Raw genomic sequence first — 20,053 nt, 5'->3', positions numbered from 1 at the left:
AGGAGGGAACCCCTCTTGAACTATAGGCCGGTGCCTTCCTGAACGGAACGGAACGGGTGCCCGTCGGCCGGGAACGGGCCGAACCTGCTCAGGTATCCCGTGCGGGACTCCCGGACGTGGGCAGCCATCAGCTCCGCCGCAGATGCCGCGTCTCCGGCGTCGACGGCGGCCATGATCCGCCGGTGCTCGCTCCAGGAGTCTTTGCCGCGGGATGCGACGTCGGCCGCGTACAGCCATTCGATCTTGCCGGCGAGCTGACGCAGCAGCGCTGTCAGCGAGCGGCTTCCGGCCAGCTCCGCGACCGCTAGGTGGAACCGTCCGTTCAATTCCGGCAGCAGGTCCAGCCGGCGCTCCGCAACGGCGGCATCGCCGGCGTCCAAAATGCGGGCGATGCCGCGCCGCGTCTCCCACCACGATCCCTCCGGCGCTCCGGCGGCGAGCTGCCGGCCGGCGTGCTCCGCCGCGCGACGTGCTGTCGCGGCTTCCACCACTGCCCGCACGGCGAACAGGTCCCCGGCATCATCGGCCGGGATCTGAGCCACCCTGGAGCCGGCATAGGGCCGCGATTCCACGAAACCCTCCGCTTCCAGTGCCTTCAGGGCTTCACGGACAGGAACCCTGGAAACACCGTATCTCGCCGCCAGGACGGCTTCCCTCACGCGCGTTCCCGGTTCCAGCCGACCCGAAATGATGTCCCGGCGGATCGTGTCCTGGATGCGGACGGCACCGTCAGCGCCCGGCGGCATACCCCTGCGCTCCCCGTGGATTCGCCCCCGCCTGCAGCACACCGGTATCCGGGGAACGGACAACACAGGAGAGGCGGCCCAGGGCCCAGTCCCCTGCCCGCGTCACCGCGTGGCCCCGGGCTTCAAGATCCGCAATCACGTCCTCCCCCAGCCGGTCCTCCACCACCGCTCCGCCGGGGGTCCAGGTTCGTGGCCAGAAAGATCCGGGAATGGATGTGGTGTGCAGGGCGGGGGCGTCGATAGCCTGCTGCGGGGTATAGCCTCCGACGATGGTGCGCAGCAGATACAGCAGCTGCCACTGGTCCTGCTGGTCCCCGCCGGGGGATCCCAGGGCGACCACGGGCTGGCCGTCCCGCAGCACCAGCGTGGGCGTCAGCGTGGTGCGCGGGCGTTTCCCCGGTGACAGGGTGGAGGGGGCGCCCTCTTCCAGCCAGGTCATCTGCAGCCGCGAGCCCAGGCAGAACCCCAGTGCGGGGATGGTCGGGGAAGACTGCAGCCACCCTCCCGAGGGGGTGGCCGAAACCATGTTGCCCCACCGGTCCACGACGTCGATGTGGCAGGTGTCTCCGCGGGTCTCGCCGGTGGGCATCACTGTCGGTTCGCCGACGCCGGCAAAGCTGCCGCTGCCCGCTCCGGCCAGGGCGGGCGGCAGGTATTCGGTGCGCAGCGGCGGCACGAACGGGATGGAGCCGGGCACCGTGCCGGGACGGAATTTGCGGGAAGCGGTGTCGGTGATCAGCGCCCGGCGCTCCGCGGCATATTCCTCGCTGAGCAGGTAGTCCAGGGGCACCTGCGCGTCGCCGTAGTATGCCTCGCGGTCGGCGATGGCCAGCTTCTGGGCTTCCAGGATGGTGTGTGCGCCGAGGGGGGTGGAGGGGTCCAGCCGGTCGTCGTCGAAACCCGCGAGGATGGCCAGGGTCTGCAGCAGCGCCGGTCCCTGCCCCCAGGCTGCCGTCTTGGCGATGGTGTAGCCGCGGAAGTCGAACGTCACTGCGGGTTCAAACCCGGCTTCGAAGGCCGCGAAGTCCGCGGCGGTAATGACGCCGGCGTGGTCGGTGCCCGAGGAATGGCGGTGCGGCGCCGCGGCGAAATCGGCGGCCGCCCGCGCCACGAAACCCCCGCGCCATTCGCGCCGGGCGGCATCGATCCGTTCGGCCCGGCTTGCCTCGCCGGAGCCGGCCTGCACCAGCCGCTCCAGCACCCCGGCATAGGCCTCGTTGCGGAGGATGTCGCCTTCCTTGGGCACACGGCCGCCGGGCATCCACTGGGCGGCCGAGGTGGGCCAGTGCTCGGTGAACAGCTCCGCCACGGACTCGATGGTGGCGCCGACCCGGCCCAGGACGGGATGGCCGCTGCGTGCATAATCGATGGCAAACGCCAGGACATCCGCCAATTCCCAGGTGCCGTGCTCGCGCAGCAGCAGCAGCCACGCGTCAACGGCGGCCGGAACGGCTGCGGCGAGGGCACCGGCGCCGGGCACCAGCTCCAGGCCCTCGGCGAGGTAATGCTCCCGAGTGGCCCCGGCTGGGGCCGGACCCTGGCCCATCAGCACCACAGGGTCGGAAGGATTCGCCGCCGTCGCGAACACGGCGGTCATGTCTCCGCCCGGGCCGTTCAGGTGCGGTTCAACAATGTGCAGCACAAAACCGCCCGCCACGGCGGCATCAAAGGCGTTCCCCCCGCGTTCCAATACGGCCTGGGCTGAAGCCGTCGCGAGCCAGTGCGTGGAGGCGGTCATTCCGAAGGTGCCCTGCAGGGTCGGCCGCGTGGTGAAGGAGTTCGGGGCGGTGTAGGTCATGGGTAAGCTTTCGGCCGGTAACGGGTTTAGGGGAATCCTTGCATTTATCCGGACCGTTTTGAATACAATCGGACAATCTGCCACGCGTTCGTATACGCAACGGCCGTCTAAGGAGACCTCCCGCCAGTGAAGCGATTGAACGACGTACCCACCGAACGCGTGCATCTGTGGCTGATGCTGGCCCTGACCTTCTCCACCGGAGTGGTCGACGCCGTTGGCTACCTTGGCCTCGACCGCGTCTTCACCGGCAACATGACGGGCAACGTGGTGCTGCTCGGCATGGCGTTTGCCGGCGGAGCGGACCTGCCGATCCTGCGTCCCGTCCTCGCCCTGGTGTTCTTTATGCTCGGAGCCGCCCTCGCCGGGCGGATGCTGCGCAAGGGACCGGAGGGTTGGTCCTGGCGCACGTCGTTCTCCCTGGCCGTAGTGGCCGGTGTCATCACCTCGCTGGCCGTCTTTACGGCCCTGGTCGATGTGCAGGGTGACTCCGTCCTGGGCAGCATCACGACGTCGGCACTCGCCACCGCGATGGGTGTCCAGGCCGCTACCGCCAAACGGCTCAAGGTTGCCGAAATCACCACGGTCGTGGTGACCTCAACCATCACGGGACTGGCCTCCGATTCACGCCTCGCGGGGGGCGGCAGCCAGTACTGGGTCCGCCGCGCGCTGGCCATCGCCCTGATTCTCCTCGGCGCCGTTGCCGGAGCGGCAGCATTGAACGTCGGCCTCTGGCTGGGCCTGGCCGTTTCCGCCGCCATCTCGATCTGTGTGGCAGCCGCCGGATATGTCCGCCACCACCGCGAAAGCCGTGAGGCCGGGGTTACGGCCGGCTAAGCCGGGGGTGACGGCCCGGCGAAGCCAAACGGCCCATCCGGTCCGCTGCGGGCCGCGGACCCTGTCCGGGGGTTACCTGCCGGGAGTCCCGCCGTACGCTTAGTGAAACGCTTGTTCCAGCGCTTCCCCGGCAGGCCGCTGTCCGGCCCGGGCAGGGAAGCTCCATCCGTCGCAGTCAGTTCCAGACTTGACGCGGAGGTCACCATGGACAGCTTCACCCCAAGCACCAATCCTGTTCTTAGCAGCGTCGGCCTGTCCGCCCTCGTGGCGCTCCTGCCGCTGCTGACATTTTTCTTCCTGCTGGCCTTCGCCAAGACCCGTGCCTATGTTGCCGGAGCGTGGGCGCTGCTGGTGGCCCTCGCCGTCGGCGTCTTCGGTTTCGGCATGCCCCTGGGACTGGCCCTGCTGTCCGCCACCCAGGGTGCGGCGTTTGGGCTGTTCCCCGTGGTGTGGATCATTGTGATGGCGGTCTGGCTGTACCAGGTCACCGTGCTCAGCGGACGGTTCGAGGACCTCCGGCGGGTCTTCGACGCCATCGGCGGAGGAGATCTCCGCGTGCAGGCCATCCTCGTGGCCTTCTGTTTCGGCGGGCTGCTCGAGGCCCTGGCCGGATTCGGTGCGCCCGTAGCCATCACCGTCACCATGCTGCTGGCACTGGGCATCGCCCCCATCCGTGCGGCCACGGCAGTGCTCGTTGCCAACACCGCACCCGTGGCCTTCGGTGCCCTGGCCATTCCCATTACCACCGCGGCCAACCTCACCAACTACACCGGCGAGGAGATCGGTGCCGTGGTTGGACGGCAGACTCCCGTGCTGGCCCTGTTCGTCCCGCTGATCCTGCTGTTTATCCTGGACGGACGCCGCGGCCTGCGGGACTGCTGGCCCGTAGCCCTGTTCACCGGCGTCGTTTTCTCCGTCTTCCAGTTCCTCTGCTCGAACTACTTCTCCTACGAACTGACGGATATAGTCGCCTCCCTGGTGGCGATGCTGGCTGCGGTGGGATTCCTGCGCTTCTGGCGTCCGCGCCACGGAGCCGAAGCGGACCAGCGGATGAAAGCTGAATTGGCCCAGGCGCGGGCCGACGGCTGGACCCCGGCCGGTTCCGGTGCGGCGGCTGCTGTCCAGACCTCGGCGGATGATGCCGCGGAGGACCGTTTGACCGCGTCCCGGGCATGGATGGCCCTGTTTCCCTATGTAGCGGTCATCGTCATTTTCGGCTTCGTCAACCTGTGGACGCTCGGCATTGACGTTCCCGCGGCACTGGCCCGAACCACTATTGAGGTTCCGTGGCCCGTGCTGCACGAAGCCCTGCTGGACACCAACGGCCAGACCCAGTCCTCCACCATCTATTCCTTCGAGTGGCTGATCAGTCCCGGCACCCTGCTGCTGATCACCGGCCTGATCGTTGCCGTGGTCTACTCACGGTTCAACGAACACGGGCGGTATCCCCTGAGCCTCGGCGCGGCGGTGCGGGAGATCTGGACGACGGCGGTGCGGATGCGTTCCGCCGCTCTGACCATCCTGGGGGTGCTGGCCCTGGCCTACGTGATGAATTTTTCCGGGCAGACCGTGTCGATCGGCACCTGGCTGGCAGCCACCGGCGGGTTCTTTGCCTTCCTCTCCCCTGTGCTCGGCTGGATCGGTACGGCCGTCACCGGGTCAGATACCTCGGCCAACGCCCTGTTCGCCAAACTGCAGCAGACCGCCGGAATTGAAGCCGGACTGGACCCCCATCTCCTGGTGGCTGCCAACACGGGAGGCGGCGTGATGGGCAAGCTGATCAGCCCGCAGAACCTGGCCATCGGTGCCGCAGCCGTGAACATGAGCGGCCAGGAATCCGTGCTGCTGCGCAAGGTGATCGGCTGGAGCGTGCTGCTGCTCCTGGCCCTGTGCATTCTGGTCTACCTGCAGTCCACCCCCGTTCTGGAGTGGATGCTGCCGTAGCTGCAAACCGTGGACACTGGTTACCGCGCTCGCTAGGGTAACGCGCATGACTGAAGACTCTACGGAAACTCCTGCCCCTTCTGCCCCCTTACTCACTGGCTTCTCGCTCGAGATGACGGGAAAGGACATCGGCGCACTGCAGGAAGCCCAGCCGTCCATCCCCCCGGCGACGCGGATCAATGTCACCTTCCTCGGCAACGAGGACCTGCCTATGCGCGTTGCGGCCGCGGCCGCCGTCCGGGCCGGCGGGCTGGTTCCTGTTCCCCACATTTCCGCCCGGAGGCTTCAATCGCGGGAAGACCTTGGCAAGTTCCTGGAGTCCCTCGAGGAAGTGGAAGCCACCGAAGAGCTCTTTGTGGTCGGCGGAGACCCGGTTTCCCCGCTCGGGCCCTACCCTGATGCACTGTCCGTGATCCGCAGCGGAATGCTCCCCGGGCACGGGGTTCGGGCCGTGAGCATCAGCGGCTATCCGGAGGGACACCCGGACATCGATGCGGATACCCTCTGGACGGCCCTTCAAGACAAGATCTCTGCGCTGGACGAGAACGGCCTGGACGCTTCAATCACCACGCAGTTCGGCTTCGACGTCGCTCCGGTCCTGGCCTGGCTCGAGGAACTGCGCAGCCGGGGTGTCACCGCGCCCGTACGGATCGGCGTGCCCGGGCCCGCCGGCGTGAAGCGCCTCCTCGGTTACGCGCGGCGGTTCGGGGTGTCATCCTCGGCCGGAATCGCCCATAAGTACGGGTTCTCCCTGACCAACCTCCTGGGCACGGCCGGCCCGGACCGGTTTATCCAGGATCTGGCCCAGGCACTGTCGCCCGCCGTCCACGGAGACGTCCGGCTGCATTTCTACACGTTCGGCGGGATCAAGACGACGGCAGACTGGATCCGGAACTACCAGGGCTAGGGCTACTGGGACTTGGGCAGGAGTGCTTCGAGGTCGGGTTCCTCCTCGATCAGGCCGCGGTCGAGGGAAATACGCATCACCTCAGTCAGTGAGTCTTCGTTGATCTCCCCGAGGTATCGGGGCAGTGTCAGCTGCTCGATGACGTCGGGCTCAAGCGAGGTGTAACTCGGCAGGACGCCGCGCACTTTGTCGGGGTTCTGTTCAGCGAATTCCAGGGACGCGGTCATTGCACGAACAAACTTCTCGACAGTTTCGGGGTTTTCCTGGGCGTACGAATCCGAGGTGAAATACACGGCCACGGTGAGGTCCTTAATGGGCTCCGCATAGTTGGAGAACACCGGAACCGCCCCCTGTGCCGAGGTTATGGTGACAAAGGGTTCTACCGCGGCGATGGCATCCACGTTGCCGCCGGCGAGCTGGGCCGGCATATCGGGAAAGGCCATTTCAACAAACTGAATGCTTTCGTAGTCGCCGCCCGCCTGCTTCACCGCTTCGGAAATGGTGGAATCTGAAATGTTGTTCAGCGTATTCACCCCCACCCGCTTGCCGGCCAGATCCTCAATTTCCTCGATCCCGCTGTCGGGGAGCGTCATCACGGAGGCGAAGTCCGCATCCACATCCCCGGTGGTGCTGGCGCCGGGGGCCACCATCTGAATCGGCAGGCCCTTTGATTTGCCCACGATCATGGAGGTGACGTTGGAGAATCCGAAGGCCATTTGTCCCGAGGTCACAGCCGGAACAATTGCCGCGCCGCCCTGGGCCAGGGTCAGGGTCAGGTCCAGCCCTTCGTCCTCGAAAAACCCCTGCTCCACCCCCAGATAGATCGGGGCTACATCCACAATGGGAATGACCCCCACTTCGATGGGCACCAGGTCCGTGCCGCCGCTCTCGGCGGTATCGGAGGACGACGGCGAGCCGCCCCCGCATCCCGTCACGCCTAAGACCATCGCCAGAACCGCAGCAATACCGAGCTTCCTCATTGCACCCTCCAGTTTTCCTTAGCCGGAGGCGAGCCAGGTACCGGCCGCCCTGTCGGTATACGCACCCTAACCGGGTTTGGTCGGCTCGGCCAGTGAGGTTTTCCGTGGGCCGGCTGAACGCCTTCGGCAGCGGGTGCCGAATGGACAGCTCTCGACAGCAACGGCAGATGGCCCTAGGGTCAGGGACAATCCGTGGTGTATTCCATTCCGTCGGACGGGCGCTAAACAAAATGCCTCGTTCGCCGAAAGGGAATTGAGGTTCCGGAGAAAAGAGCAAGTGAAGATTCCAGAGAAGAAGAGGTTCAACGTGGCACCTAAGAATCTGCAGGAGGTCCTCGACGCGAGCGGAAATGTGGTGGACAAACTCCGCAATTCCCAGATCGGGGCGTACGTCTACCCCGTCGTCGCGCCGGAGTTCAGCAACTGGCGGAGTGAACAGCGGGCCTGGCGCGAGACGGCGGTGCTCTTTGACCAGTCCCACCACATGGACAACCTGTTCATCAAAGGCCCGGACGCCCTGAAGCTGATCTCCGATACTGCGGTCAACAGTGTCGCGAACTTCCCGGTCAACAAGGCCAAACAGTACGTTCCCACCGGCCCGTCGGGCCACGTCATCGGCGACGGCATTCTTTTCCACGAGGCCGACGACGAATACATCTACGTGGGCCGGGCACCGGCGGCCAACTGGCTGCTGTTCAATGCCGAAACCGGCGGCTACGACCTCGAAATCGAAGTAGACCGGCGCTCCCCCTCACGGCCGATGGGCCGCCCGGTATCCCGCCGCTACTGGCGGTTCCAGATCCAGGGCCCCAATGCCTGGCAGATCATCGAAAAGCTGAACGGCTCCTCGGTGGAACAGCTGAAGTTCTTCAACATGGACCACATGTCCATCGCGGGAGAGCAGGTCCGGACGCTCCGCCACGGCATGGCCGGAGCACCGGGGCTGGAAATCTGGGGCGAGTACGGGTCCTACGAAAAAGTGCGGGAGACCATCATGGAGGCGGGCGCGGAGTTTGGAATGGCCGCCGTCGGTGCCCGTGCCTATCCGTCCAACACGCTGGAATCCGGATGGATCCCGTCACCGCTGCCGGCGATCTACACCGGCGAGGAGCTGCGGCCCTACCGGGAGTGGCTGGGGGCGGACAGCTACGAAGCCTCCAACGCCATTGCGGGCAGCTTTGTCAGCCCGAACATCGAGGACTACTACCTCACCCCGTGGGAACTGGGCTACGGATCCTTCGTGAAGTTCGACCATGACTTCATTGGCCGGGATGCCCTGGAGCAGATGGACCCGGCAACCCAGCGCCGCAAGGTGACGCTGGATTGGAACGCCGAAGACCTGGGGAAGATCCTCACCTCCTCGCTGGGTACCGAGGAGCCGTACAAGTCCTTCGACCTCCCGCTGGCCAACTACGGGTCCTCCAACTATGACTCGGTCATTGACGCGGACGGCAACATCGTGGGCGTCTCCATGTTTACCGGATACTCGGCCAATGAGCGCCGCGGCCTTTCGCTGGCAACGGTTGATCCGTCGGTCCCGTTGGGCGCCGAACTCCGGGTGGTGTGGGGCGAGCCCGACGGCGGGAGCGCTAAGACCACGGTGGAGCCGCACCGGCAGCTTGATGTGCGTGCCACCGTGAGCCCGGTGCCGTTCTCTGAAACGGTCCGCAAGGAATACAAGGGCGGCTGGCGGACGGGCAGCGAAGGCTGACCGTAACTGCGCCGCGTGAAACAGGCAACGGGTCCGGGGACTCACAGTCCCGGGACCCGTTGCTGCGTCCGGGGACTCACGGTCCCGGGACCCGTTGCGGCGTCCGGGGACTCACTGTCCCGGGACCCGTTGCGGCGTCCGGCTCCGTGGATGGGTCCTGGATCCGTCCTGGATCAGTTCCACGGCATCGGCCAGGGGGCCTGCGGCAGTAACGCCGGACACTGCGTGCCATGAGATTCCCCCCACCCGCCGGCCCGGAGCCGCGCAGTGACGCGGAACCTGCAGAAAGGCGCCTGATTCCGGGGATTTAGCTTAAGGGCATGAAGCATTCCTCGCTAATTACAGCGGGGCTCCTGGCCGGTGCCGGCGCCGTTGCCGGGATAAGTGCCGCTGCCGTTCTCAAACTGGACCGCCGGGCGTCAGCGCTGCTCATCCGCGGGGTCTTCGCTGCAGCCGGCAAGGTGCCGGTGAAAAAGGTCCTGCCCCATATCCCCCGGTTTACGGTGACCGGACACCGTGGCCTGCGTTATCTGGGATCCTCCTCAAAACCCTCCCTGGATCTGTTTCTTCCGGAGGAGCCGGCGCGGAAACCGCTCCCGGTGGTGATGTGGATCCACGGCGGAGCCTGGATTTCCGGCTCCAAGGAAGATGTGGCGCCGTATCTCAGGGTCCTGGCCGGATTCGGTTACGCCGTCCTGGGGGTGGGATATTCGATCTCGCCGAAGGCCGTTTATCCGACGGCGGTGCAGGAACTGAACGCAGCTCTGGGCTGGATGCGCGAACATGCGGACCGCTACGGACTGGACCCGAACCGGATTGTGCTGGCGGGCGATTCTGCCGGAGCACAGCTGGCCGCACAGCTGGCGCTGGTCATCACCAATCCCGGGTACGCCAAGGACACAGGGGTTGTGCCGGCCGCGGATCCCGGACAGCTGCGCGGAATCCTGCTCAACTGCGGCGTGTTCGATCTTGACGCCGTGGCCCGCATGGCCGGACCGGTGGGCTGGGGGCTCAGGAAGGCGCTGTGGTCCTACACCGGCTCCAAGGATTGGGCCGGCACCGCTGCCGCGGAGCACATGTGCATTCCGAAACACGTGGACCGCCGTTTCCCGCCCACCTACATCTCCGGTGGGAACGGGGACAATCTGACCCGCACGCAGTCCCTGCCCCTGGCGGACCGGCTCCAGGACCTGGGGGTACCCGTCCGGCGCAGTTTCTGGCCGCAGGACCATAAACCGGCTCTGGGTCACGAGTACCAGTTCCAGCTCCACCGCCCCGAGGCCATGGAATCCTTGCACCGCACCGTCGCGTTCCTGGAGGAAGTCACCGGAGTAGCTGCCCTGCCCGGAATGCCGCCGGAGAAGGTCATTGCGCTGCGGGAGGATCGGCCGGAGGACATCTTCCGCAGGGACGGGCGGATCGCCGCCTAGCCAGCCCGCCCGGCCGGACCCGGGCTCACCCCCGGATGATAATCACGTCCAGCTTCCGTGGTCCGTGCACGCCTTCCACGCGCTGCAGCTCAATGTCGCTGGTGGCGCTCGGTCCGCTGATCCAGGTCAACGGATGGGTGACGTCCAGCCGGCGCACCGCTTCGGGAAGCACACCGGCAATGTCCTCTGCCTTCACCAGGCAGACGTGGTGGTCGGGAATCAGCGAGCAGGTCCGCCGGCCCTGGCCCGGGCTGCCATCCAGGATGATGGTTCCGGTCTCGGCGACCGCTGCCGCGCTGCCGGTCACGACGGCCTCGACTCCGTCCAGTTCCTCAACGCTCAGCGGTTCCTCCGGGGAATCCACCACCCGTCCCGGAGCCTGTGCCGTCCAGCGCTCGTCCAGGCCCGCCGGAACCACGTAGGACGCCCCGGCCAGCAGCTCAGCCACCCGTGCGGGCACGGAGGCTTCATCCACCACGCTGACACCGGCCTTGTAGTCGAGCAGCCTGTCGCTGAGCAGTTCAATGAGCTCTTCCCCGGTCAGGTCCGACGTGTGCCGGTAGTTCCGCGGAATCTTCGGAGCTTCCGGGGCATCGTGCAGGGCCGACCGCAGACGCTCCAAGATGTCTGTACGGGCGCTCATGCTTCCTCTTTCGACGCTGTGTCTTCGTGTTCGCGAACCCACCAGTCCCGGAAGGACTGCACGGGCGGAGCCGGGAGGTCCCGGCTCCGGGTCCACCCGGCCGCAATGCCGGGAAGCTTCTTGATTTTCCTATCCGGCCCGGCCGCCAGTTTCCCCAGGGGCAGGGCCTTCTCCACCAGGGCCATGCGCCGGCCGGAGCCCATCATCCAGGACGTGGCCTTCATTACCACGTCCATCTGCCCGGGCACCTTCCTGCGCCCGCGGCGGCTCTCCACATCTTCGGACCGCAGGTGCACCAGGATTTCCGGGATGTTGATCTTCACCGGGCAGGCGTCGTAACAGGCCCCGCACAGCGAGGACGCGTAGGGCAGGGACGCGTTCTCCTCGGAGGTGATTCCCGTGAGCAACGGCGAGAGGATGGCCCCGATAGGGCCGGGGTACGTGGACCCGTAGGCGTGCCCGCCGGTCCGCTCATAAACAGGGCATACATTCATGCAGGCACTGCAGCGAATGCAGTGCAAAGCCGACCGGCCCATCTCATCAGCGAGCGCGGCGCTGCGTCCGTTATCCAGCAGCACCAGGTGCACGTTCTGCGGCCCGTCTCCCGGCGTCACTCCGGTCCACAGCGAGGTGTAGGGGTTCATCCGCTCGCCGGTGGAGGACCGCGGCAGCAGCTGCATAAACACCTCGAGATCCGTCCAGGAGGGCAGCAGCTTCTCCACACCCATCACCGTGATCAGCGTTTCGGGCAGCGTGAGGCACATCCGGCCGTTGCCTTCGGATTCGACGACGGCGAGCGTCCCGGTGTCGGCGAGCGCAAAGTTGGCGCCGGAGACGGCCACCTTCGCGGAGAGGAACTTCCGCCGCAGGTGCCGGCGGGCAGCTTCGGCCAGACGTGCCGGGTCATCCGTAAGGTCCGGATCCGCATCCGCCATTTCGCGGAGGAAGATGTCCCGGATCTGGCTGCGGTTCTTATGGATGGCCGGAACCAGGATGTGGCTCGGCTTGTCATGGTCCAGCTGGACAATCAGTTCCGCCAGATCGGTTTCGAACGCGGCGATCCCCTGCTCTTCGAGGTATTCGTTGAGCCCGATTTCCTGCGTGGCCATGGACTTGACCTTGACCACCTCGTCCGCACCGGCGTCGCGGATCAGGTCCCGCACTATCCCGTTGGCTTCCGCGGCATCCCGTGCCCAGTGGATGATGCCCCCGTGCGCGGTGAAATTCACCTCGAACTGCTCCAGCAGCTCCGGCAGCCGCGCCATCACCGCCGTCTTGGTGGCACTGCCTGCCTCGCGCAGATCCTCCCAGTCCGGCAGTTCGGCCACCACGCGCAGCCGCTTGTCCCGGATGGTGTGTGTCGCGTGGCCGAGATTGGCGCGGAGCTGGGCGTTGCCCAGTTCCCGCCGGGCTGCCTGCGGGAAGGGCTCCGAGGCATGCAGGTTGCCTTCACCGAAGACCGGAACGCCGGGCATTCCCAGATAGGTGGAGCTCATTGTCCGGCCTTTCCCGCGATTCCCGTGGCTCTTCGGCCTGGCCGGCGGAGCGAGCCCGGCGGCGGGGCCGGGTGCTCGCGCGTGCTGGCCAGGATCTCCGCGAAGTGCAGCGTGGAGATCCTGCTGCCTTCCCGGGAAAGTCCGCCGCAGATGTGCATCAGGCAGGACGCGTCGCCGCCCGTGCACAGCTGCGCCCCGGTGGCGGTGATATTCGCGTTCTTGTCCGCCAGCATGGCGGAGGAGACCTCTGTGTTCTTGAGCGAGAAGGTTCCGCCGAAGCCGCAGCATTGATCGGCTTCGGGCAGCGGCTCCAGTTCCAGTCCCTCCACGGTCCGGAGCAGGTTAGCCTGCCGGTCCCCCAGCCGCAGCAGCCGCATCCCGTGGCAGCTGGGATGGTAGGTGATCCGGTACGGATACCAGGAGCCCAGCTGCGCCGCGGCGTCGTCCACGCCCAGGACGTCGGTCAGCAGCGACGAGAGCTCGTAGGTCCGCTCGCCGACGGCGGTGGCCCGGGTTTCCAGATCCCGGTCGCCGATGGAGCGGGCCAGCATGGCGTGCTGGTGTTTCACGGAGGCCACGCAGGACCCGGAAGGCGCCACAGCGACGTCGTACTCTGCGGCCTCGAATGCCTCCACATGGTTGCGGACTACGGGTACCGCCTCCGGGAAGTACCCGGAGTTCAGGTGCATCTGCCCGCAGCAGGCCTGACCGGCCGGGAACACGACGTCGTGCCCCAGCCGTTCGAGGATGGCCACCGTGGCGCGGGCGGTGGTGGGATACATCGCGTCCACGATGCAGGTGGCGAACAACGCAATCTTCATGGTTGCCTTTCAACGGAGCCGCAACGCTGCGGCTGCCTCGGGTGGAACCATCTTTCAATATAACGCCGCCGATTGATATGCCTGAGCCGGCGGAAAGCGGGTAATTCCTCCGCCCGACACCCCGCGCCGGGACGTGCCCGCGCCACGGCCCGGCCGCTATGGTCATGGCATGACGAATATGGGGAATTCGAAAACACTCAGCCTCAACGTGACCTCCGAGCGGGCCCGCGGCCGGGGCGAGCTGGTGGTTTCCGCACCCGCGGCTGCTCTTCCGGGTGCCGTTGAGCGTGCAGCGCCCAGGCTCCCCGGCATCACGCTCACCGGCCTCTGGCAGGAGCGGGCCGAGTTCGCGGCCGACATGACATGGAAGTCCTTCGGCATGTCCATCGTGCTTTCCTTTGAACCGGTCGACGCCGGCACTACCCGCGTGCTGGCGTCCAGCACCCCGGCGGTGCCCACCACGATGATGGACTTTGGACAGAGCAAGGCCCAGCTCAGCGAGGTCCTCGCGGCAGTAGCCGCCGAGCTCTAGAGGATCCAGGGCTGTCGCTGTCCTGCGATCAGCTCACTGTGCTTCCGACGGCAGCGTCGGCGGGATCTCCGGGAGCTGCTGCAGAGACCACTCGTTGCCGTCAGGATCGCTGAAGTACACGAACGTTCCCCAATCCAGCGGGGTGATCTCGCTGGCGGCCACGCCGTGGTCCACCAGATGCCGGCGGGCATCGGCGGCGCTGGGCACCACCACCTGGATGCGTTGCGTTCCCGGAACCATGTCGGTGGTCCCGGGGCCGATGACCACCGAGCAGGCGGATCCGGGCGGGGTCAGCTGCACAAAGCGCAGGTTCTCATCAACGCGTTCGTCAAAGTCCGCGTTGAATCCCACCTGGTCCACGTAAAAAGCCTTGGAAACATCCACGTTGGAGACGGGCACGGGCACCAGCTCAATTTTCCAGTCCATGGCCTCCACGCTAGGACCGGCGGTGACGGCACGGAACAGTGCTGCGGACAGGTACGGTCCTCGTTGGGCAGGATCCTACACAGCCACTGACTTCCTCCATCCGCCGTCCGTATACCCCTTCCGAACAACCTCGGAGAAGGGCACGGGGCTGACATCCACGCCCACGTTGTATTGCCGGTGCGGTTCCACCGAGGATTTCCGGGTGCCGCCGTCGGGCTCGCCCCAGACCACCGAGAGCCGTTCGCCGATCTCCACGTCCGGGTCCACGATGGCGAGGGACAACGGCCGCTTCTCATTCCAGCTGTAGCCGGTGAACATGGACAGGCCCACCGTCCGGCCTGATTCGTCCAGAACCGCGTCGAAATTCGAGGCACCGTAGTTGGCGTTGGGCAGGTCGAAGAACTTGTAGGGCAGGTTTTCGTTCTGGTACATCGAGGCGTGGATGGTGGCGACGTCGTCGCCGTCCCAGGCCAGCGTGACTTTCTTGCGCTGGGCGGAGGGATCCATGGCTTCCAGGGCGTCCCGGCCGATGAAGTCATGGTCGTACTTAATGAACGATCCGTAGCCCAGTTCCCAGGGAGTGGTGTAGTACCCCTCGACCGAGTCCGGCACGTAGGAACCGGCCACGGCCGAGTTGGCCTCGAAGCTGTCCGCGCCGAGCCACCGGCGGTAGCCGGCCAGCTGCTCGCCGCTGTAAATGCCGGGCAGCGGAGAGGGGATCCATCCGGACTCCAGGGTGTTGCAGGAATAGGCACGAGCACCGGCGGGCTCAAGCCCGAACTCCGCTCCGGCGGCCAGGATGGTGTCCCGGATCCGGTCATAGTCCTCGTACGGGCCCCAGAGCTCCAGGCCCGGCGCTCCCGCCATGCCGTGGCGCAGGGTGCGTACCCGGGTGCCGCCTACGGACATGTAGTCCATGGAGAAGAACTTCAGCTGTTCCAGCGGGCCGCCGTTCAATTTCTCAATGACGTCCCAGGCACGGGGTCCCTGGATCTGCAGCCGCCAGTAGTCCCGGAACACAGGTTTGCCCATGGGGCGCGACGGCGAGCGCCGGTCGGTTCTCAGTTCGACGTCGTATCCGCCCTGCTCCGCGTTGTAGAGCAGCCAGTTCACCGCCGGTGAGCGTCCCACGAAGATCAACTCGTTTTCGGCTTCTCGGAAGAGGATGCCGTCCCCGATGACGTGCCCGTAGGGGGTGACCGGAACGTACTGCTTGGCCCTGCCGACCGGAAAGTTCTCCATCGAGTTGATGGCGGTATCGGAGAGCAGCTGCAGGGCTCCGGGTCCGGAGATGCTCAGGTTGTCCATGTGGTGGGACTGGTCAAACAGCACTGCTGCTTCCCGCCAGGCCCGAACCTCGTTGCGCCAGTTGGTGAACTCCGCAGCGACCACCGGATAGACATAGGCGCCCACCTGCACGTTGCGCAGGTAATCCACGGCATTTGGGGACGCGTCCAGAACCTCTTGCAGGGACTTCGGGGACATCTTTGGTTCCTCTCGTGGGGGGGGTCAGTGCGCTGCGGCCGCGGCTGCAGCCTCGTCAAGATGGGCAATGGAACGGGTGTCCTGGAAAGCACGGACGCCCTGGATCCCCTGTTCACGGCCCATCCCGGACTGCTTCATGCCGCCGAAGGGGGCGCGGAGGTCCAGCCGGGTGGCCCCGTGGTCATTGACCCAGACGTACCCGCAGGCCAGACGGGAACCCACCGCATTGGCCCGGGCCGGATCCTCGGTCCACACCGAACCGCAGAGCCCGGCCCAGGTGTTGTTGGCCCAGGCGACGGCGTCGTCTTCGTCATCAAAGGCAATGATCGGGATGACGGGTCCGAACTGTTCCTCGGTGACCACGCGCAGTTCCGGTGACGGATCCAGGACCAGCGCCGGGCGCAGGAAGTTGCCGCCCTGCAGTTCCGGATCCGGCGGCAGGGTGCCGAACCGGCGTACGTCGGCACCGGCAGCATCCGCCTCCTGGATCAGGTCTTCCACGAAGGCTTTCTGCGCCGGGGAATGCAGCGGCCCCATGGTGGTTCCCTCGTCGAGGCCGTACCCGATCACGGCATTCTCCAGCCGGGCGGACAATCCCTGCACCAGTTCCTCCATGCGTGAGCGGTGCACGTAGATCCGCTTGGCGTTCATGCAGATCTGGCCGGTGGTGTCGAAGACCGCGGCATAAAGCCGGTCCAGCCGGGTGTCATCCAGCAGGGCATCGTCCAGGATGACGGCTGCGTCATTTCCTCCCAGCTCCAGCGTGACCCGGGTGAGGGAACCGGAGGCCATCTCCATGATGCGCTTGCCGCCGTTGACGCTGCCGGTAAAGCAGACCTTGGCAACATCCTGGTTCCGGATCAGGCCGGACATGTCAGCGTCCCGCCCCGTGACAACGTTCAGCACCCCCGGCGGCAGTTTTTCGGCAACGCGCTGCACAATCCGTGCGGTGGCCAGCGGTGCGGTGGGCGGAGGTTTGACGATGGCGGTGTTGCCCGCCAGCAGGGCGTGCGGCAGGGCAGCTCCGAGGATGGCCACCGGCCAGTTGAACGGCACAATCACGGTGACCACGCCCAGCGGCTGGTAGGCGACGGTGGTGGTCACCGGGATGCCCGGGGCAGGCTCGAGGGTTTCGTTCCGGTCCACCTGGTCGGCCAACGCCAGGGCAAGCTGCCAGCGGAGCTCGAAGACCAGGGCGTCCACCCAGCTCTCCATAAAGATCTTGCCGTTCTCCCGGGACAGGACCGCCGCGTCCTCGTCCCGTGCTTCGGCTATTCCTGCAATTGCCTCGGCCATCCGGTCCGCCCGCTCCTGCGGGGACAGCGCGGACCAGGCGGGAAACGCCGCCTTGGCTGCGCCGACGGCGTCCGCCACGTCCGCCGGCGATGCAGCCGCCGCATAACCGGCCACTGACCCGGGTTTGGCCGGATCGGCAACGGCCATGGTGTCCGCCGTCGTCCGGAACTCGCCGTTGATGTAAAGCCCGGTAACCACCTCGGTGGAAATCTCCGTCATCGCCAACACCTCTCTGTGTAGCTGTTGATCTGCCCTTGATCCTCGACCGCCCCGCAGCGGGTACCGGCAGTGGGTACAAGGTAGCCCACCTCAGGACCCCGGACAACAGGGTCCGGACGGTGGTCGCCGGGGCCTGGCGGTGCCCAACCCCAGCCCGGCCCCAGCCCGACCCCGGCCCGGACCGGGCCCCTGGCATGCGCAGGCCGCTTGCACGTAACTAAGGCTGCTGAGGAATAAACCACGCCACGGGCCGTGTTGACGCAGATATGACTGATACGACGGAAACCTCGCCCGCCCTGTCCCCCACCATCGATCTCAAGGACCTCGGCACCGTACACCGCCTGGGCTTCGGCGCCATGCGCATTGTGGGACCCGGTGTCTGGGGCGAGCCCGAGAGCCGCGGCACCGCCGTCGACGTGGTGCGCCGCGCCGTCGAGCTGGGCGTCGACTTCATCGACACCGCCGACTCCTACGGACCGAACATCAGCGAAGAGATCATCGCCGAAGCGCTCTATCCCTACCCGGACGGCGTCCGTGTAGCCACCAAGGTCGGCTTCGTCCGCACCGGACCGGACGTCTGGGTGCCGGTGGGCCGCCCCGAGTACCTGCGCCAGCAGACCGAGCTGTCGCTGCGCAAGCTGAAGGTGGACTCCCTGGACCTGCTTCAGCTGCACCGCATCGATCCCAAGGTGGACCGCGATGAGCAGTTCGCCGTGCTGCGCGACCTCCAGCAGGAGGGCAAGGTGAAGGCCCTCGGCCTGTCCCAGGTCTCCGTCGAAGATCTGGAAGCCGCCGCCAGGTTCTTCACCGTGTCTACGGTGCAGAACCGCTACAACCTCACCGACCGCTCTTCCGAGGACGTGCTGAAGTACTCCGAGGACAACGGCATCGGCTTCATCCCGTGGGCACCCATCTCCGCCGGCGAGCTGGCGAAGGAAGGCGGACCCGTGGATGAGGCCGCCAAGCGCCTGAACGCCAGCACCTCCCAGGTGGCCCTGGCCTGGCTGCTGCGCCGCTCCCCGGTCATGATGCCGATCCCGGGCACCGGCTCCATCGCGCACCTCGAAGACAACCTCGGTGCCGCAAACATCTCGCTCGACGACGCCACGTTCGCGGAGCTCGACGCCGCCGGCGCCGCTGCAGCCCGCAAATAACGCACACCTTCCACACTTTCCGCATTTCCGCCAAGCAAAGGAAAAAAGAACGCATGGCAAATATCCTGATGGTCGTATCCGCAGCAGACTCCCTCACCATGAAGGACGGCAGCGAACACCCGACCGGTTACTGGGCCGAGGAACTCGCCGAGTCCCACCGGGTGCTGCGCGAGGCCGGGCACACTGTCCGCATCGCCACCCCCGGCGGCGTCAAGCCCACGGTGGACCAGGTGTCCCTGGCCCCCGAGTCCGCGGGCAGCCCGGAAAAGGCTGCAGCCTTCACGCAGTACATCTCCTTCATTGACGCGGAACTGTCCTCACCCCTGGTGCTCGCCGACGCGGACATCTCGGAGTACGACGCCGTGGTGATGCCCGGCGGGCACGGTCCCATGGCGGACCTCGCGTTTGATAAGGACATGGGCCGGCTCCTCACCGAGGCCGACGCCGCGGGCAAGATCATTGCCCCGTTCTGCCACGGTCCGGCCGGCCTGCTGGCCGCCGAGAGCGAAGACGGCACGTTTGTCTTCGCCGGCCGCAAGCTCACCGTCTTCACCGACGAGGAAGAGCTGAACGGCGGAACCGGAGAGAACACCCCCTGGTTCGTGGAGGACGTGCTGCGCACCAAGGGTGCCGAGATTGAGACCGGCCCCGCCTGGACCAGCTACGTGGTCCGGGACCGGAACCTCATCTCCGGCCAGAACCCCCAGTCCAGCGAAGATGTGGCCAAGGCCGTCATCTCCGCCCTGGCTGAGTAATTACATGCGAGTCCTGATCGCCGGCTGCGGCGATCTGGGCACGGAAGCCGGCCTGCGGTTCGCCGCGGCCGGCTTTTCCGTGCTCGGTTGGCGGCGCACTCCGGAGAAACTGCCGGCGGAAATCACCGGGCAGGCCGTGGACCTGACCGGTGAGCTGCCGCGCATTCCGGCGGGCACCGACGTCGTCGTTATTGCCGTGGCCGCCGGGGCACGTACGGAAGAGGCCTACCGGGCTGCCTACGTGGACGGCACCGCGAACGTCCTGGCCGCGTTGGACCGCGACGGCATCCGGCCGGCGCGGATCCTGTTCGTTTCTTCAACGGCGGTATACGGCGATGCCGACGGCGGTGAGGTGGACGAGGACACCGCGCCCGCGCCGGCATCCGTTACCGGCGCCGTCATCCTGGAAGCCGAGCAGCTCCTGCATGACCGCCGCCCCGATGCCGTGGTGCTTCGGCTGTCCGGCATCTACGGACCGGGACGCACCCGGCTGATCGATTCCGTAACCTCCGGAACCGCCGTCGTACCGGACGGAAGCCAGCTGACCAACCGCATCCACCGCGATGACGCAGCGGCGGCCATAGTTCATCTGGCCACCCGGGTTTCCGCTCCGGCGCCGCTTTATGTTGGAGTGGATATGGAGCCGGTTGAACTGGCTGACGTGCTTGGTTTCCTGGCTGCCGAACTTGGCCGGGAGCTGCCGCCCGCCGGCGAAACCTCCAGCAGCCGCGGCGGCAACCGCAGGCTGAGCAACCGGCGGCTGCGCAGCACCGGATTCGAGTTCGGCTACCCCACGTACCGGGAAGGCTACCGGGCCGTGCTGGCCGGAACCGGCGTCCGGCACCCGTAGGATTTTGATACCCGACACCCGTACCA

Annotated in this window: 18 protein-coding genes; 9 read left to right on the top strand and 9 right to left on the bottom strand. The window is 66.4% G+C overall.

Going from position 1 to position 20,053, the window contains the following annotated elements; translation table 11 throughout:
* Nucleotides 1-20: 20 nt before the first annotated feature.
* Both GD627_RS12420 and GD627_RS12415 read right to left on the bottom strand, forming a co-directional pair.
* Nucleotides 21-746, bottom strand: a complete 726-nt coding sequence (locus GD627_RS12420) for a GntR family transcriptional regulator (RefSeq protein ID WP_194266048.1) — start codon at nucleotides 744-746, stop codon at nucleotides 21-23.
* On the bottom strand, nucleotides 730-2,544 hold the full coding sequence (locus GD627_RS12415) for a gamma-glutamyltransferase family protein (protein ID WP_152272770.1): 1,815 nt from the start codon (nucleotides 2,542-2,544) through the stop codon (nucleotides 730-732). Before GD627_RS12415 ends, GD627_RS12420 begins: the two co-directional genes overlap by 17 nt.
* A gap of 126 nt (nucleotides 2,545-2,670) precedes the next feature.
* On the opposite strand from GD627_RS12415, the gene GD627_RS12410 reads away from it, so the two are divergent.
* From GD627_RS12410 to GD627_RS12400, 3 genes are all read left to right on the top strand, one after another.
* Nucleotides 2,671-3,378, top strand: a complete 708-nt coding sequence (locus GD627_RS12410) for a YoaK family protein (RefSeq protein WP_152272769.1) — start codon at nucleotides 2,671-2,673, stop codon at nucleotides 3,376-3,378.
* Between the two features lie 204 nt (nucleotides 3,379-3,582).
* Complete coding sequence (locus GD627_RS12405; RefSeq protein ID WP_146362612.1) at nucleotides 3,583-5,322, top strand: L-lactate permease; 1,740 nt, start codon at nucleotides 3,583-3,585, stop codon at nucleotides 5,320-5,322.
* Nucleotides 5,323-5,368: 46 nt separating this feature from the next.
* A complete protein-coding gene (locus GD627_RS12400; protein ID WP_152272768.1) occupies nucleotides 5,369-6,229 on the top strand; it encodes a methylenetetrahydrofolate reductase in 861 nt (286 codons plus the stop codon).
* 2 nt (nucleotides 6,230-6,231) lie between these two features.
* Here the strand turns inward: GD627_RS12400 and GD627_RS12395 are convergent, their stop codons facing one another.
* Nucleotides 6,232-7,209 carry an ABC transporter substrate-binding protein gene (locus GD627_RS12395; RefSeq protein WP_152272767.1) on the bottom strand — a complete coding sequence of 326 codons (978 nt, stop codon included), beginning with the start codon at nucleotides 7,207-7,209 and terminating at the stop codon, nucleotides 6,232-6,234.
* Nucleotides 7,210-7,516: 307 nt separating this feature from the next.
* On the opposite strand from GD627_RS12395, the gene ligM (GD627_RS12390) reads away from it, so the two are divergent.
* Entirely contained in the window at nucleotides 7,517-8,920 is a 1,404-nt protein-coding gene (gene ligM / locus GD627_RS12390; RefSeq protein ID WP_152272766.1) for a vanillate/3-O-methylgallate O-demethylase, read from the top strand.
* A gap of 320 nt (nucleotides 8,921-9,240) precedes the next feature.
* Nucleotides 9,241-10,350 (top strand): alpha/beta hydrolase, encoded by a 1,110-nt coding sequence (locus GD627_RS12385; RefSeq protein ID WP_152272765.1) that lies wholly within the window; start codon nucleotides 9,241-9,243, stop codon nucleotides 10,348-10,350.
* Between the two features lie 25 nt (nucleotides 10,351-10,375).
* On the opposite strand, the gene GD627_RS12380 is transcribed toward GD627_RS12385, so the two are convergent.
* From GD627_RS12380 to GD627_RS12370, 3 genes are read right to left on the bottom strand one after another with little or no spacing between them, the layout of a single operon-like run.
* Complete coding sequence (locus GD627_RS12380; protein WP_152272764.1) at nucleotides 10,376-10,993, bottom strand: LutC/YkgG family protein; 618 nt, start codon at nucleotides 10,991-10,993, stop codon at nucleotides 10,376-10,378.
* The gene (locus tag GD627_RS12375; protein ID WP_152272763.1) at nucleotides 10,990-12,489 is read right to left on the bottom strand and encodes a LutB/LldF family L-lactate oxidation iron-sulfur protein; all 1,500 of its coding nucleotides are present in this window, start codon (nucleotides 12,487-12,489) and stop codon (nucleotides 10,990-10,992) included. Before GD627_RS12375 ends, GD627_RS12380 begins: the two co-directional genes overlap by 4 nt.
* Entirely contained in the window at nucleotides 12,486-13,310 is an 825-nt protein-coding gene (locus tag GD627_RS12370) for a (Fe-S)-binding protein (protein ID WP_152272762.1), read from the bottom strand. Before GD627_RS12370 ends, GD627_RS12375 begins: the two co-directional genes overlap by 4 nt.
* 169 nt (nucleotides 13,311-13,479) lie before the next feature.
* Between GD627_RS12370 and GD627_RS12365 the strand changes: the two genes are divergently transcribed.
* The gene (locus tag GD627_RS12365; RefSeq protein WP_152272761.1) at nucleotides 13,480-13,842 is read left to right on the top strand and encodes a hypothetical protein; all 363 of its coding nucleotides are present in this window, start codon (nucleotides 13,480-13,482) and stop codon (nucleotides 13,840-13,842) included.
* A gap of 33 nt (nucleotides 13,843-13,875) precedes the next feature.
* On the opposite strand, the gene GD627_RS12360 is transcribed toward GD627_RS12365, so the two are convergent.
* The 3 genes from GD627_RS12360 to GD627_RS12350 all read right to left on the bottom strand — a co-directional run bounded on the left by GD627_RS12360 (nucleotide 13,876) and on the right by GD627_RS12350 (nucleotide 17,268).
* Nucleotides 13,876-14,268: a VOC family protein gene (locus GD627_RS12360; protein WP_194266047.1), complete on the bottom strand. Its 393-nt coding sequence runs from the start codon at nucleotides 14,266-14,268 to the stop codon at nucleotides 13,876-13,878.
* A gap of 75 nt (nucleotides 14,269-14,343) precedes the next feature.
* Nucleotides 14,344-15,753 carry a vanillate/3-O-methylgallate O-demethylase gene (gene ligM, locus GD627_RS12355; RefSeq protein ID WP_152272759.1) on the bottom strand — a complete coding sequence of 470 codons (1,410 nt, stop codon included), beginning with the start codon at nucleotides 15,751-15,753 and terminating at the stop codon, nucleotides 14,344-14,346.
* Nucleotides 15,754-15,777: 24 nt separating this feature from the next.
* Nucleotides 15,778-17,268 carry an aldehyde dehydrogenase family protein gene (locus GD627_RS12350; protein WP_152272758.1) on the bottom strand — a complete coding sequence of 497 codons (1,491 nt, stop codon included), beginning with the start codon at nucleotides 17,266-17,268 and terminating at the stop codon, nucleotides 15,778-15,780.
* A gap of 266 nt (nucleotides 17,269-17,534) precedes the next feature.
* On the opposite strand from GD627_RS12350, the gene GD627_RS12345 reads away from it, so the two are divergent.
* Genes GD627_RS12345 through GD627_RS12335 form a run of 3 tightly spaced genes read left to right on the top strand, consistent with a single transcriptional unit; the run spans nucleotide 17,535 to nucleotide 20,027 of the window.
* Nucleotides 17,535-18,422, top strand: a complete 888-nt coding sequence (locus tag GD627_RS12345) for an aldo/keto reductase (protein ID WP_152272757.1) — start codon at nucleotides 17,535-17,537, stop codon at nucleotides 18,420-18,422.
* Nucleotides 18,423-18,475: 53 nt separating this feature from the next.
* Nucleotides 18,476-19,177 (top strand): type 1 glutamine amidotransferase domain-containing protein, encoded by a 702-nt coding sequence (locus GD627_RS12340; RefSeq protein ID WP_146362644.1) that lies wholly within the window; start codon nucleotides 18,476-18,478, stop codon nucleotides 19,175-19,177.
* A gap of 4 nt (nucleotides 19,178-19,181) precedes the next feature.
* A complete protein-coding gene (locus GD627_RS12335) occupies nucleotides 19,182-20,027 on the top strand; it encodes an NAD-dependent epimerase/dehydratase family protein (protein WP_152272756.1) in 846 nt (281 codons plus the stop codon).
* Nucleotides 20,028-20,053: the final 26 nt, after the last annotated feature.

This window comes from Arthrobacter yangruifuii (assembly GCF_009192775.1).
GTDB lineage: Bacteria > Actinomycetota > Actinomycetes > Actinomycetales > Micrococcaceae > Arthrobacter_B > Arthrobacter_B yangruifuii.
This window is presented reverse-complemented; position numbering and strand designations above follow the sequence as displayed.